This window comes from Winogradskyella sp. A2 (assembly GCF_046762865.1).
GTDB lineage: Bacteria > Bacteroidota > Bacteroidia > Flavobacteriales > Flavobacteriaceae > Winogradskyella.
Genome location: NZ_JBKQXM010000001.1, coordinates 127,001 through 140,399 on the forward strand (window position 1 = coordinate 127,001; position 13,399 = coordinate 140,399).

At 31.5% G+C, this 13,399-nt stretch carries 13 protein-coding genes; 8 read left to right on the forward strand and 5 right to left on the reverse strand.

From position 1 onward, the window contains the following. The first annotated feature begins 181 nt into the window (after positions 1–181). Both ACFWV9_RS00595 and ACFWV9_RS00600 read left to right on the forward strand, forming a co-directional pair. A complete protein-coding gene (locus ACFWV9_RS00595; protein WP_411893288.1) occupies positions 182–2,161 on the forward strand; it encodes a sensor histidine kinase in 1,980 nt (659 codons plus the stop codon). Next, entirely contained in the window at positions 2,158–2,826 is a 669-nt protein-coding gene (locus ACFWV9_RS00600; RefSeq protein WP_411893289.1) for a DNA-binding response regulator, read from the forward strand. Before ACFWV9_RS00595 ends, ACFWV9_RS00600 begins: the two co-directional genes overlap by 4 nt. 252 nt (positions 2,827–3,078) lie before the next feature. Here the strand turns inward: ACFWV9_RS00600 and ACFWV9_RS00605 are convergent, their stop codons facing one another. Beyond that, entirely contained in the window at positions 3,079–3,576 is a 498-nt protein-coding gene (locus ACFWV9_RS00605; RefSeq protein WP_411893290.1) for a DUF456 domain-containing protein, read from the reverse strand. A 128-nt stretch (positions 3,577–3,704) separates the two neighbouring features. Between ACFWV9_RS00605 and ACFWV9_RS00610 the strand changes: the two genes are divergently transcribed. The 4 genes from ACFWV9_RS00610 to ACFWV9_RS00625 are packed head-to-tail and all read left to right on the forward strand — an operon-like array spanning position 3,705 to position 8,408. After that, the gene (locus ACFWV9_RS00610; protein WP_411893291.1) at positions 3,705–4,064 is read left to right on the forward strand and encodes a BlaI/MecI/CopY family transcriptional regulator; all 360 of its coding nucleotides are present in this window, start codon (positions 3,705–3,707) and stop codon (positions 4,062–4,064) included. Positions 4,065–4,066: 2 nt separating this feature from the next. Then, positions 4,067–6,754, forward strand: coding sequence for an energy transducer TonB (locus ACFWV9_RS00615; RefSeq protein ID WP_411893292.1), 2,688 nt, complete (start codon positions 4,067–4,069; stop codon positions 6,752–6,754). After that, the gene (locus ACFWV9_RS00620) at positions 6,755–7,897 is read left to right on the forward strand and encodes a tetratricopeptide repeat protein (RefSeq protein ID WP_411893293.1); all 1,143 of its coding nucleotides are present in this window, start codon (positions 6,755–6,757) and stop codon (positions 7,895–7,897) included. It abuts the gene before it with no gap. 34 nt (positions 7,898–7,931) lie between these two features. Further along, positions 7,932–8,408 (forward strand): hypothetical protein, encoded by a 477-nt coding sequence (locus ACFWV9_RS00625; protein WP_411893294.1) that lies wholly within the window; start codon positions 7,932–7,934, stop codon positions 8,406–8,408. A gap of 10 nt (positions 8,409–8,418) precedes the next feature. Here the strand turns inward: ACFWV9_RS00625 and ACFWV9_RS00630 are convergent, their stop codons facing one another. The 4 genes from ACFWV9_RS00630 to ACFWV9_RS00645 are packed head-to-tail and all read right to left on the reverse strand — an operon-like array spanning position 8,419 to position 12,138. Then, the gene (locus tag ACFWV9_RS00630) at positions 8,419–9,156 is read right to left on the reverse strand and encodes a Bax inhibitor-1/YccA family membrane protein (protein ID WP_411893295.1); all 738 of its coding nucleotides are present in this window, start codon (positions 9,154–9,156) and stop codon (positions 8,419–8,421) included. Beyond that, positions 9,156–10,019, reverse strand: a complete 864-nt coding sequence (locus tag ACFWV9_RS00635) for a hypothetical protein (protein WP_411893296.1) — start codon at positions 10,017–10,019, stop codon at positions 9,156–9,158. The genes ACFWV9_RS00630 and ACFWV9_RS00635 overlap by 1 nt, the downstream gene beginning before the upstream one ends. Before the next feature lie 47 nt (positions 10,020–10,066). Continuing rightward, positions 10,067–11,209, reverse strand: a complete 1,143-nt coding sequence (locus tag ACFWV9_RS00640; protein WP_411893297.1) for a glycosyltransferase — start codon at positions 11,207–11,209, stop codon at positions 10,067–10,069. Then, positions 11,206–12,138, reverse strand: a complete 933-nt coding sequence (locus ACFWV9_RS00645; protein ID WP_411893298.1) for a lysylphosphatidylglycerol synthase domain-containing protein — start codon at positions 12,136–12,138, stop codon at positions 11,206–11,208. The genes ACFWV9_RS00640 and ACFWV9_RS00645 overlap by 4 nt, the downstream gene beginning before the upstream one ends. A gap of 63 nt (positions 12,139–12,201) precedes the next feature. Between ACFWV9_RS00645 and ACFWV9_RS00650 the strand changes: the two genes are divergently transcribed. Both ACFWV9_RS00650 and ruvC read left to right on the forward strand, forming a co-directional pair. Next, a complete protein-coding gene (locus ACFWV9_RS00650; RefSeq protein ID WP_411893299.1) occupies positions 12,202–12,840 on the forward strand; it encodes a cell envelope biogenesis protein OmpA in 639 nt (212 codons plus the stop codon). A gap of 4 nt (positions 12,841–12,844) precedes the next feature. Beyond that, positions 12,845–13,399, forward strand: coding sequence for a crossover junction endodeoxyribonuclease RuvC (gene ruvC, locus ACFWV9_RS00655; protein ID WP_411893300.1), 555 nt, complete (start codon positions 12,845–12,847; stop codon positions 13,397–13,399).

The window sequence follows — 13,399 nt, forward strand, 5'->3', positions numbered from 1 at the left end:
TTAAATTCAATATAAATTGAAGCCCATAACAATAGTTATGGGCTTTAAGTGCTTTAGGACTTTTAGTTTAATTATTCAAGTCTCTTTGTATAATTTATTATAACTTTGAAAGTAAATTAAAAGTTTACTGTTGAGGTTAATATTTCCCATTTTATTTCTTTTAATAGCGATACCTCAAAATTTGCAATCACAGCAAGAACGAAGGTTACTCGATTCTATCTTTATTTTAAGAGATTTATCAGCTGATAACACTTTATCGAAAGATCTTCGTATTAAATATGGTAAACAAGCTGTAGAATTGTCAGAAAAAACAAAATCTGATACAACCGCATTAATTAGCCAACGTAAATTGGCTTTTATTTATTTGCTAGTTGGCGAATATGATCTTTACGAAATCAATTCCTTGAGGAATTTAGATAAGGCAAAAGAACTTAAGGATTCTTTAGGGATTGCTTATATTAATTCTGGTCTAGGATATCTAAACAATGAAATTAAACTTGATAAAGCTGAAGCTTTCAAATATTATTTAGAAGCATTGAAATATTTTGATGCCTTGAATGATCAATATCAAAAAGCACTTGTTTTAGCCAGTATTGCTTCTATACAAGATGACGAAAAAGATTATTTGGGTAGCGAACAAAATGCAATTAAGGCCTTAAGAATCTATAATACACTAGATTTAGAAAATATAGATTCTAATAAGTATACAATACTAAATCTTTTAGGATTAGTTTCTCTAAAACTTCAAAATTTTGAAGAATCAATAGCATTTCACAACCAAGCTCTGGAATTAACTAAAAATTTAGAAAACGGTAAACAGAGTGCCATTGAATCATTGAATAATATTGCGTTTACATATCGTGAGAAAGGAGACTATGATGAAGCACTTGAATTGTTTTTAGAAATTATTGAAAATCCCTTGTTAAAAGAAGATATGTCTTTTTACGGTTTGGTTTTAGGTAATTATACTTTTACTAAATTTTTAAGTGGAAAATATGATTTTAATGATGTCGAAACTAATCTCAAGGAGTCATTAAGAATAAGTGAAGATTTGGAGGATGAGTATACAAAATTGGTAGTTTCCACTGACCTTGCAAAGTTTTATGAGGCTAATAAAATACCTGATTCCTCATTAAAATATGCCAAGCAGAGTTATAAAATAGCTAAGGCTATTCCAATAAATGAGTATTATTTAGAATCTATGATGATTCTAGCACGTTTAACTCAAGGTGAAGAAAGTAAATCCTATTTAGAGCAACATATTAATCTTAGTGACAGTTTGCTCGGTGTGGAGCGTACAACTAGAAACAAGTTTGCCAGAATTGAGTATAAGACTGATGAGCTTGAGGCAGAGAATGAACAAATCTCTAAAGAGAATTTGTATTTATTAATACTGTCTATAGGACTACTACTAACAGCTATTATTATCTATTTGGTGATTTCTCAACGTGCCAAAAACAGGAAACTGAGACTCATTCAAGTACAATCAAAAGCAAATGAGGATATTTACAATCTTATGCTAGACCAACAAGATAAGGTTGATGAAGCAAGAACATTAGAGAAAAGACGTATTTCAGAAGAATTGCATGATGGTATTTTAGGCCGATTATTTGGAACACGTTTAAGCCTAGATAGCATAAACTTTAAGGATGGCAAGGAGGCTATGACCACGAGGTCTAAATATATAAGCCAACTTAAAACCATCGAGGAAGATGTTAGAAAAATATCACACGAATTAAATACTGATTTTGTTTCTGGTTCTGGCTTTATGGACATTGTTTCAGAGTTAATTACAACTCAGACACAAGCTTATGCCTTGCAGTATGAATTTGATCATTCTGAGGATATTGATTGGGAGCTGGTGAATAATAGAGTTAAAATAAACATATACAGGATTATACAAGAGTCCATGCAAAATGTGTATAAACATGCAAATGCAAAAAAAATAAAAATTAGTATTTCACTTCAAAAAAATGTAATTTGCTTAGACATCATTGACGATGGTGACGGATTTGATACTTCAAAGAATCGAAAAGGAATAGGTTTGAAAAATATGACTTCTCGAGTTGAGAATATTGAAGGTGAAATTGAGTTTTCGTCACAAAATGGAAATGGTACAGTTGTTAATGTTAAGATTCCCTATTTAAACCAATCAACATGAAGCATATAAGCATTTTAATGGTAGATGATCATCCTATAATTATAGAAGGTTATCAGAACGTTTTAATGGCAACTAAAGAAGATGATCAAACGCTCTTAATCGATACTGCAAATAACTGTGATACAGCGCAACTTATGATTAATAGGGCATCAAATGGCACTCCTTATGATGTTTGCTTTTTTGATATTAGTTTACCAGCATCAGAAGATGGTAAATACGCCTCAGGAGAAGATTTAGCATTACTAACGCAAAAGGTAATGCCAGATGCTAAAATTATAATTCTAACAATGTTTAATGAATCTTTTAGGATTCATAACATTATTAAAGAGATTAATCCTGATGGATTTTTAATAAAGAGTGATTTAACTTCTATGGAGTTAGCTGATGCTTTTCAGCAAATATTGAGATTCCCTCCATATTATAGTAGCACAGTAAGTAATTATATTAAAAAGACTATTTCTAGCGAAATATATGTTGATGATATCAATAGAAAAATTATTCATCTGTTATCTCAAGGCATAAAGACTAAAAGCCTTAGTGAATATATACCGCTTTCAACAAGTGCCATAGAAAAACGCAAAAAGCAGCTCAAATTAATATTTTCTGTAAAAGACGGAAAAGATGAATCATTGCTTCAGGAAGCAAGAGAAAAAGGCTACCTGTAGTATAAATACCTAAAAAATGACGGTTTTTTCAATTCGAAAAAACTCCTGTAACTACTATCAATCCTAAAAACTACGGTTTTTCCGCATCAAGTTTGCGGATTTACCACAACAAAAAGTTAATGATGTAATATATATTTACACAGTCAGCAAGAATTAATTAATCCCTCTTAAGTCATTGTTGAGTTAATAGCAAGAAAATAAACCTGACAGCACTCGCTGTCAGGTTTTTTTTATTTTGGGTCTTAGTCTTAATTAAAACCAAGCAGAATTATGTTCTGATAGCTTCACTATAAAGAATCCAAGAAATACAATTGCTACAATAAATTTAAGGAATGAGGAGGCGATGAATCCTATAAATGATCCAAAAGCTGCCTTTAGTGCTTTATCTAAATCATTTCTATGAATCATCTCACCAATTAGAGCACCAATAAATGGTCCTATTATAATCCCAAATGGAATAGGAGAAAGCAATCCTACGATTAAACCCAACGTTGTACCAATCATACCAGATCTACTACCACCAAAGCGTTTTGTACCTATAGCAGGTATTATATAGTCTAGGACATAAATAAAAACTGCAACACAAAGTGTAGTTATTAAAAAGGTTTGACTTAATTCTACACCTTTCGTAAAATGTAAGACTAATAGACCAACCCAACTGGTTAGAGGACCAGGAAGAATAGGTAGAAAACTACCGATAATTCCTAAGAGCATTAAAAGGAAAGCTACAAATACTAGAAATAATTCCATTAATAAAAATTTAATTCAATTGTATGACGTAAAATAGACCCTTATGTTACATTTCAAACTAAATAATTAGTTCAAACTAAATAATTAGTTATATTTGTTACAAATTATAACTAAAACTTTAGTTCGCTATGAAGCAATTAACCAAGGCCGAAGAAGAAATTATGCAAGCACTTTGGCAATTAAAAAATGCCAATGTAAAATCGGTATTAGAAATATTACCTGAGCCAAAACCAGCATATAATACTGTTTCAACTATAATAAGGATATTAGAATCTAAAGGTTTTGTTGATTATGAAAAGCAGGGAAAAGGACATATTTATTTTCCTTTAGTTAAAAAAGAAGCCTATAGTAATCAATCTATAAATAAATTGGTAGATAATTATTTTCAGGGGTCTTTTAAAAGTATGGTATCATTCTTCGTGCAAAAAAATGATGTTGATGCTAAAGACATAGAAGGGTTGCTTAAGGAAATTAATCAAAACAAATAATTATGCTATATAATATTATTCAGATTGTAGCTTTTCAAGCTTTGTTTTTATTGGTTTATGATTGGTTTTTGAGAAAAGAAACCTTCTTTAATTATAACAGAGCCTATTTATTGATAACATCAATTTTGTCCCTAGTGTTACCTTTTATTAAGTTTTCTAGTTTAAAAGCCTTAACCACCAAGGATATGGTTATTCAGTTGCCAGAAGTATTTATTGGTACAAAAATACCAACTCAAATTGATATTCAAATTGCAGAGCAAGCCGGTATTATTATAGAGCAACCATCTACACCACTTTGGCAGATTATTTTATCAGTAGGATGCGTTATAGCACTATCTATATTCCTATTTAAAATTATAAAACTTTATTGGATGAGGCATCAAAACCCTAAACGCTGGAGGGGAAATGTGCTTATAGTAAAGCTTATAAAAAGTAGTGCGGCGTTCTCATTCTTTAATACCATTTTTTTAGGAGAGCGTATTCCCGAGGAGGAGCAACCAACCATTTATAAACATGAGTTAGTTCATATAAAAGAATGGCATAGTCTGGATCTGCTATATTTTGAAGTTATGAGAATAGTACTTTGGTTTAATCCATTAGTTTATATGTACCAAAACAGAATTAAGGAACTGCACGAATATATTGCTGACGCTAAAGCCATAAAGCAAAATGGAAAATCCAGCTATTATCAGACTTTATTAAATCAGGTATTTGATGTAAACAATGTGTCGTTTACCAATACATTTTTTAAAAAATCATTAATCAAAAAACGAATCGCTATGTTACAAAAATCAAGATCGAAACAAATGAATCTTTTAAAGTATGCACTTTTGATTCCATTAGTTTTAGGAATGCTAATTTACACTTCTACTGAAGTGAAAGCACAAGAAAAAGTTGGTGCACAAGAAGAAACAATTTCTCAGGAATTAACAGAAGAGCAGCTCATTAAAAAATACTATGAAGAAATTATTGTAATGGAGAAAAAAGGAGCCGCTTTTATAGAAATTGCAAATTACGCTGGTATGAGTAAAAATAGTAGTAGCAAGTATGTTATTTCGAAAGAGCAATTCTTAAAATCTAAGGCTTACAAGAAATATTTGGCTGAAAAAATGATTGAGCGAAAGTCTCAAGATGGTACACTCGCAGATAGTGATCTTGATTTGGCCGAAAACATGAAACTAAGGTCTACCTATGTGCAACATAGAGAATGGCTTAAAACACAAGAGGCTAAGGAACATTGGGAATCTTATGCTAGAGATGGTGAGTTACGTCTCGTTGTTGATGATTTAGCAAACAAAACAGTTATGGAGCAAAAACGCTTTGATGCTTTATTAAAACAGCTTACTGATGATGAAATTTTTAATAAGCTCATTGTTTGTGAGGTAAAAGGTGCCTCAGGAGTAGTACTTTATGCAGAAGATGTAGCCAAAAGCGATATGCAAATTCCAATTGTTGATGAGTCTGTTGAGGTTCCTTTTTCTGTAATTGAAGAAGTCCCAACGACAATAGATTGTAAAGAACTTGCAACAAATGAAGAGCGAAAACAATGCATGAGTCAGTTTGTAGCAAAGCACGTCAACAAGAATTTTAATATTGGGTTAGCAGACTCTTTAGGTATAACAGGAAGGCAACGCATATTTGTTTCCTTTAAAATTGATAAAGAAGGGTATGTAACCTCGGCTAAGGCGAGAGCATCTCATCCAGCATTAGAAACGGAAGCAGTCCGCGTTATAAAAACACTACCGCAGTTTAGTCCAGGTAAACAAAAAGGCAAAGCCGTAATCGTACCTTATGCCTTACCAATTATGTTTCAAATAGCAGGAGGCGAAACTGATTCTAAATCGCCAAAAAACGAGAAACTAGTAGATTCTTTAGGCGGTGAAACATATATAGCGCTTAAAGAACTAACGGAACAAAGAGATAAAATATTACAGAATTCTAGTGATAAAAACCCAGTAGTTATTCAATTAAACAGTAAAATAGATTCCCTTCGCAAGGAAATGTTGAAGTTGTTTGAGGTATATATGGAACAACGCAGTAAGATGACAGAATTAACAACTACAGTTCTTATAAATCGCAATGATGAATTTCTTATAAATGATAAAAAAGGCGACCTAGAGTATTTAGATGAGCTTTTACAATCAATATCAGCTGATAAGAAACATCTTGTGCGTATTGTATATGATAAAGAAGCATCACAGTCTGCTATTGATGGTGTTGTTAATCTGACTAAAAAATACCCATATGTAATTTTACAGCAAGAGGTAGGCGGACCACTGTCTAAAGATAATAAGAAACATGATTTGTTAGAAGTACCATTTAGCGTTGTAGATGTATCACCAACACATCCAGATTGTAAATCAATTGATGGTAATGAAGAACGCAAAAAATGTACATCAGCTAAAGTAAGTATGTTTGTAAATAGTAATTTTAATACGAAGCTTGCAAGCACATTAGATTTGCCAGATGGTAGACAAGAGATTTTTGGAGCTTTTACAATAGATAAGCAAGGTTTTGTGAAGAATGTAGAAGTACGTGCACCTCATCCAAAACTAGAAGAAGAAACAGCGCGGGTACTTAATTTATTACCTCAGTTTGTGCCAGGTATGCATAAAGGCGAAAACATAGATGTGTCGTTCAGTTTACCGATCGTATTTCAGCTTGCAAAGGATAAAAAGAAGAAGAATTAGATGAAGATAAATCTTTCAATACTTTTATTTTTTACATTAACAATCCTTGTCTTCGGACAAAGCAATGAGCAAACAGGAGACGATCTTTACGCCTTAGGTAATTATTCAAAAGCTATTGAAGCCTATATGTCTGAGGACTTTTCTCAGGACCCTGTTTATGATAAGATCGCAAAAGCCTATATAGCCATTGGTAATTATGGTGAAGGGTTGAATAATTATCAGAAAGCAATTAAAGCAAATCCAGAAAATAGCCTTTTACAATTTGAGTATGCTAAGCTTCTTACACGTACTAAAAAATACGATAAGGCCGAGCAATTGCTCCAAAATCTATTAGTAGCAGATAGCTTAAATCCTAATTTTCATTACGAATTAGGTTTGGTTTTGGAAAAACAGAATGATTCATCAGCGATAAAGGCCTTTATAAATACGTTTGAGTTAGACCAAACACATCAAAAAGCCATATTTAAAATTGCAAAACGCCATATTGTAAAACGAAAATTTGAATTAGCTCATTCTTTTATTGATAAAGGACTAGAGAATTATGAAAGCAATATTGAGCTGATTAGTCTAAAAGCACAAGCCTATTATTATCAAGAATATTACACACATTCTGTAGTTTGGTTTAATAAACTGCTAGATCTAGGTGAAAAGTCCGAATTTATTCATGAAAAGTTGAGTTTGAGCTATTCACAGAATTCCGACTATGAAGACGCTATTTTTCATAGAAAAGAAGCACTGAAATACAATCCATATAATGCAGATGCCATATTTGTAATTGGGACTTATTATGAGCGTTTAAGCAATTATGAAAAGGCAGAAGAATACTATAAAAAGTCGCTTTTATTAAAAGATGTTTCCTTGTCTAACGAATATCTTAGGTTGGGTAGAATTTTAAACCGACAGAAAAAGTATGATGAAGCAATAAAAGCATTTCAAAATGCCATTAAAGAGGACCCAACGGATATAATGGCGGAGTTCTTTCTCATAAGAACAAAAGATGAATATTATGCCGATGTCGATACTAAAATTAGTCTGTATCAAACTTTTATTGAAAAGCACAAGGATAATCCTTTTGTAAACTTTGCTGAAGAAAGATTAAAAGAACTTAAGCAAGAAAAGTTTTTACAACAAGATAAATTCTAAAAATATTGTACTTTTCGGTATCTTAATTGTGCTAATGAAACCGACTACTTTTCTTTTGTTACTGTTGTTTGTTACCTCTTGCGACTATTTTGAAAAGAAAAAAGTATATTCAGAAGATTTACTGGAGGAAGAACTACAAACTTTTAATTGGAATGAAGTTGATACTTATCCAACATTTAGCACTTGCGACTCTCTTACTGTTAAAGCCGATAGCAAAGTTTGTTTTCAAAATACTTTAGTGACTTCTGTAAATTCGTATTTAAGCAAGCAAAATTTGATAGTTACCAATGACGTAAATGATACCATAAGGCTCAAAATCATAATAGATAAAAAAGGTGAACTAATGGTGGAATCTATACTTTATAAACCCGAAACCAAATACGAAATTCCAGAAATTGATAGCTTATTGCTACAAAGTTTAAAAACGATACCAAAAATATATCCTGCTATTAAAAGAGGTCAACAAGTAACCACCGCATTTGAATTTCCGATTGTTGTAAAAATAGATTAAGTGCTAATTACTAAAATCTAATGGCCAATTTTTGCATAAAACGCAATACTTCAACGTATAACCAAATCAATGTTGCAAGTAGTCCCCAAGTTGCTAGCCATTCTTTATATTTTGGAGCCTTTCCTTTGTAGCGTTCTATGTAGTCAAAGTCTAATAGTAATGCAAATGATGCTACAATTGCGGCAACTACATTAAACACAATGGCAAACCAAGAGGTGCCCCATATATAGGCTTTAATACCAAAGAAATTGAGTATAAATGAAATTAGATAGACTACCATGATACTAATGGTTGCAGTAATAATTATACTTCTAAGCTTTTTTGTTACTACAATTATTCTTAATTGATATAAAATTAGCATAACAAAAAAAGTAACGATGGTAACACCTATTGCTTGATAAGGTAGTTCAGGAAAATTTCTATGTGCATAAGATGAAAATCCACCTAAAAAGAATCCTTTGGCAATAACATAAAGTGGTACTAAGAAGTGAGCCCAGTGTTTTCTAACAGAAATGACAATACTGATTACAATAGCGCCTAACATCCCACCTAATGTAAACCAACGCATTCTCATACCATCTTCATTAAGTTTCCATAGGTATGCTGTAATTGTTGCAATTACCAGTATCCCAATCACTGACTTAATGAAAATACCTGCTACTGACATTGTTTTTGAAGAAGACTTATCATCTTCCCAGAAATAGCCATTAAAAACTGGGTTTGAGGTTTTAAAATTTCGAATACTCATTAAAGATTAAATTTATAACCTACTGAGATATCCGTTGGGAAGTTGCCTTGGTTATCTAGGAACGCAGCAAATAGTTCTCCATAGATAAGTGTAATAAAACTATTTTCTCCAACTTTAATATCAGAACCAACTCCAAAAATTAGAGGTAAATCAAATGCAGTTTCACTTATTTCTAATTCTGAATTATTACTACCAATAACTTTGGCATTAGTAAAGTTTAGCGTGGCAACCTTTACCTGACCATAGATAGAAAAAGCTGATTTGTTAATAAATCTGTATCTATAACCCAATGAGAATTCAGTAGTGCTGAATTGAAATTCGTCATTCTCAAAAGCATGTCTAGCTTGTAAAAATCCGGAGTGTCGAGGTAAGTTAGTTTCTTCAAAAACTTCGAGTTCTGCACCAATTAAGGGTGTAATTTTATTTTCGGGATTTCCTATAAAAGGGTTGTTGGTAACACCGCCAGAAAAACCTAGTCTAAATTTTATTTTGCTTTCTTTTTGAACAGATATATAACTACTATCAACAGAACTGTTATAATTATCTATATATTTTTTTAAATCATATATAGTAAGCTTAAGCTTGTCAGTAGACATTCCGTTAGTTAAGTCACTTAATACGGTTTTATATTCTTCTTGGTACTTGTTGCTTGATCCTTTTGTGTTTTTTAGTTCTATTAATTTGCCAACTTCTGTTCTAGCAAAATAGCGGTATTCACCATTAAATGTGTTCCATAGCAGGTCTAGCTTACCATCTACTTCAGTTTTTAGTTCAAGTTGTTCACCATTAATCGTATATGTGTTTTGACAGAAGTTGATTTGAAAAGCACAACAAAAAAGAAGTACAAATAGTATTTTTTTCATTTTAAAATGATTTGGTTTTAGTAAAGCTACCAAAAATATTCAATATGTTATTTTTTAAAAGTTCGCCCTTTCCATTTATAGGGTATAAAAAAACTTAGCATAGCGATATATACATTGAAAAAGGGATAGAGAAAACTTGAAAAAACAAAAGAGGACAATTGATTTTCTTGTTTAAAAAAACGTGCCGATTTAAATAGTAATAAAAAGTCGATACTAACTTTTATTACCATTAAGGAAACGGCAATTCGTGTATTGATTGTACCGAACAAAAGCAACGCTAATATTAAGATAAAACTCAAATTACCTAGTAAAACAACTAATCCTATGTATTTTGAAAACCAATTTGAATAATTACTCGTTTTAGAAGCCCATCTCAGTCGTTGCTGAACAATTGCATTGAAGTTTTTCTCTCCTTTAGTGAGCACTATGGCTTTTTCTGACTTGAGATACTGAATTTTACTTTTGTATTGATTTTGAAATTTCTCTAAAAGAAATAAATCATCACCACTGGCAATACTATCATTTCCTTTAAATCCATCACATTTATGAAATGCTGATTTCTTGTAACAAAAATTTGCGCCATTGCACATTATAGGTTTATTAATACCAAAACTTCCTATAGTAGCACCTTGAAGTGCTAATATTTCTAATGTTTGAAATCTATTTATAAAGGAATTTTGCGAGGTTAAAGTTACAGGTCCAACAACACCAACAGAATCGCTAGCTTGAATAGTTTCATCAAAGGTGTCTAACCAAAAGAAAGGTAAAATACAATCAGCATCTGTGGTTATTATCCAATCGTTTTGGGATTGGTTTATTGCCAAGGTTATGGCATCTTTCTTTGGTGAATTAGTATGTCTTACATTATCAAAAACTCTAATTGAATTTTTCGGAAATGACTTTTGTTTTTTAAGAAATGCATTAATAAATTCTAGGGATCTATCACTAGAATCATCATTTATAAGTATTACTTCATAATGTGATTTGGTATAGTTTAATCTTGCAATTGATTCTAATAATGCTGTTAAATTGTTTGCTTCATTTCTAAATGGGATAACGACTGTAAACTTAGTTTTTGCTGGTACATCTTTCAATGAAAAATTCTCTATTCTGTCAAACCCAATTACTAATAAGCCAATTGAAACTAAATAGATAATAGTGCATACTATTAGGAAAGTTGTAATTGTCATTGCTCAGTTTTTGGGAGTTTAAAATTTAAAACATAATAACTACCAAAAATGCTAGGTAAAACAAAATTAAGAAGCCACATTGAAGTCGTAATAGAGAGCACCGTGAGTTCATTTACTTTCAAATAGCTAAATAAAAATACTGCTACACTACCTTTTATTACAACATCAAATATTGAGATTGAAGGTATAATTGAAGCTAATAAATACATGCTAGAAATAATTACCATGGCATCAATATATTCAATATTAACTCCAAATACTTTCAATAAAAAATAAAATTGAAATGAAAAGATAAGATATCTAAGCAAGGAGAAAACAAGTGTTTTAATATGAACATTTATATCTATGGTTTTAATAAAGTCTATAATATCTACAAAAGAATGACCTTTTACTCTAAACCGTTTGTGCTTCACTCCAAAAAAAGATATTATAGCAATTGCCAATAGAATAAAAACAAATCGGGTTACTCTATAATAATTAATATCTACGTCGTAACTATTTACTAAAAGTATTAAACCAATTATTCCAAACACTGTAGTAATAGTCATTTGATAAATGTTTCCAAGAAGATTTAAGAGTACAATTTTCCCTCTTAACCTTCCAGTGAAGTACATTATTTTAGCACCATATTCTCCTATTCTGTTTGGCGTAATTAATGACGCTGTTAAACCTCCTAAACTTTGTTCTAAGGCATTCTTGAATGATATTTTTTGTAATACCTGTACTAATTTTTGCCATTTTAATATTTCGAAAAACCAGTTAAAAATGGTCAAAATTATCAAAAAAGCGACATTTTTGGCTGAAAATGGATCGTTTTCAACTAAAAAGGCAATAAATTTACTAAAAAGCAGATTCTCGTTTTTGACGAGTTTTGTGTAGATGAAAAAACCTGCCCCAACTACAATACTTAATTTAATAAGTACAAACAAGAAATGCTTAGTTTTGTAGGGCACGTCATAAAACATGTTACAAAGTAAACTAAAAACTTAAAAATGCACCATAACTTAAAAAATTACCTGCTTATTTTTAGTGCTATTATTATTGTTTCAAATTGTAATGCTCAACTAAAAGTAACGAGTAAATGGAAGGCGCTTATAGCATTAGGTTTTAATAGCCCAAATGAAAGTGGGTTTGTGGAAGGAGGTAAGGCACAATCCTTAAATTTCCCTATGGTAAATTTAGGAATTGAACACATGTTGAAACGTCATTATGGTGTAAGATTAGATTTTGGTTTTAACCGTTTTAAAAACGAAAATGACGTACCAGAATTTAAAGTGAACTATTCAAGAGTCAATGCTCAATTTGTGTTTGATCCCTCAGATATGATAGGTTTCTTGCCACAACGAATGCGAACTATATTACATGCTGGACCAGGTTTGTCATTTGTAAAACCCTTAGGTACTCTTGGGGACAACAAACAGACTTATTTGAATTTTTTAGGAGGTTTAGAAATTCATTATGCGATAAAGGAGAGATTATCAATTTATACCGATATTAGCTATATATATGGATTAACATCTTTAGATGATTATAATCCAGCGTTAGATGGTTTAGGAGCATTTAATGGGGATATTTTTAATATATCTATTGGTCTTTCAGTGTCATTGAGTGGGTGCCAATATTGCGATTGAAACTATGGGTAAAGAAAAAATAATATTAGGAATTGATCCAGGAACAACTATTATGGGATTTGGTCTTATAAAAGTGGTTGGTAAGTCCATGCAATTTATGCAACTTAATGAGCTTCAACTAAAAAAATACGATGACCATTATCTTAAATTAAAGTTGATTTTTGAGCGTACGATAGAATTAATTGACTCCTATCATCCTGATGAAATTGCTATCGAAGCACCATTCTTTGGTAAGAATGTTCAGAGTATGCTGAAGCTAGGACGAGCACAAGGTGTAGCAATGGCAGCAGGTTTGTCTCGCGAGGTGCCAATTACCGAATATTCTCCAAAGAAAATAAAAATGGCCATAACTGGTAATGGAAATGCAAGTAAAGAACAGGTTGCGAAAATGCTACAAAGTTTGCTACAATTAAAAGAGTTGCCTAAAAACTTAGATTCTACAGATGGTTTGGCTGCTGCTGTTTGTCATTTTTATAATCAAGGCAGGGTTACTGTGGGTAAAAGTTATACAGGTTGGTCGGCCTTTGTTAAGCAGAATGGTGATAGATTGAAGAAGTAA

Excerpts from the sequence above, each read along its gene's own strand:
- ACFWV9_RS00600 (WP_411893289.1), top strand. The coding sequence starts at position 2,158 with ATGAAGCATATAAGCATTTTAATGGTAGATGATCATCCTATAATTATA.
- ACFWV9_RS00605 (WP_411893290.1), bottom strand. The coding sequence starts at position 3,576 with ATGGAATTATTTCTAGTATTTGTAGCTTTCCTTTTAATGCTCTTAGGA.
- ACFWV9_RS00610 (WP_411893291.1), top strand. The coding sequence starts at position 3,705 with ATGAAGCAATTAACCAAGGCCGAAGAAGAAATTATGCAAGCACTTTGG.
- ACFWV9_RS00615 (WP_411893292.1), top strand. The coding sequence starts at position 4,067 with ATGCTATATAATATTATTCAGATTGTAGCTTTTCAAGCTTTGTTTTTA.
- ACFWV9_RS00620 (WP_411893293.1), top strand. The coding sequence starts at position 6,755 with ATGAAGATAAATCTTTCAATACTTTTATTTTTTACATTAACAATCCTT.
- ACFWV9_RS00625 (WP_411893294.1), top strand. The coding sequence starts at position 7,932 with ATGAAACCGACTACTTTTCTTTTGTTACTGTTGTTTGTTACCTCTTGC.
- ACFWV9_RS00630 (WP_411893295.1), bottom strand. The coding sequence starts at position 9,156 with ATGAGTATTCGAAATTTTAAAACCTCAAACCCAGTTTTTAATGGCTAT.
- ACFWV9_RS00635 (WP_411893296.1), bottom strand. The coding sequence starts at position 10,019 with ATGAAAAAAATACTATTTGTACTTCTTTTTTGTTGTGCTTTTCAAATC.
- ACFWV9_RS00640 (WP_411893297.1), bottom strand. The coding sequence starts at position 11,209 with ATGACAATTACAACTTTCCTAATAGTATGCACTATTATCTATTTAGTT.
- ACFWV9_RS00650 (WP_411893299.1), top strand. The coding sequence starts at position 12,202 with ATGCACCATAACTTAAAAAATTACCTGCTTATTTTTAGTGCTATTATT.
- ruvC (WP_411893300.1), top strand. The coding sequence starts at position 12,845 with ATGGGTAAAGAAAAAATAATATTAGGAATTGATCCAGGAACAACTATT.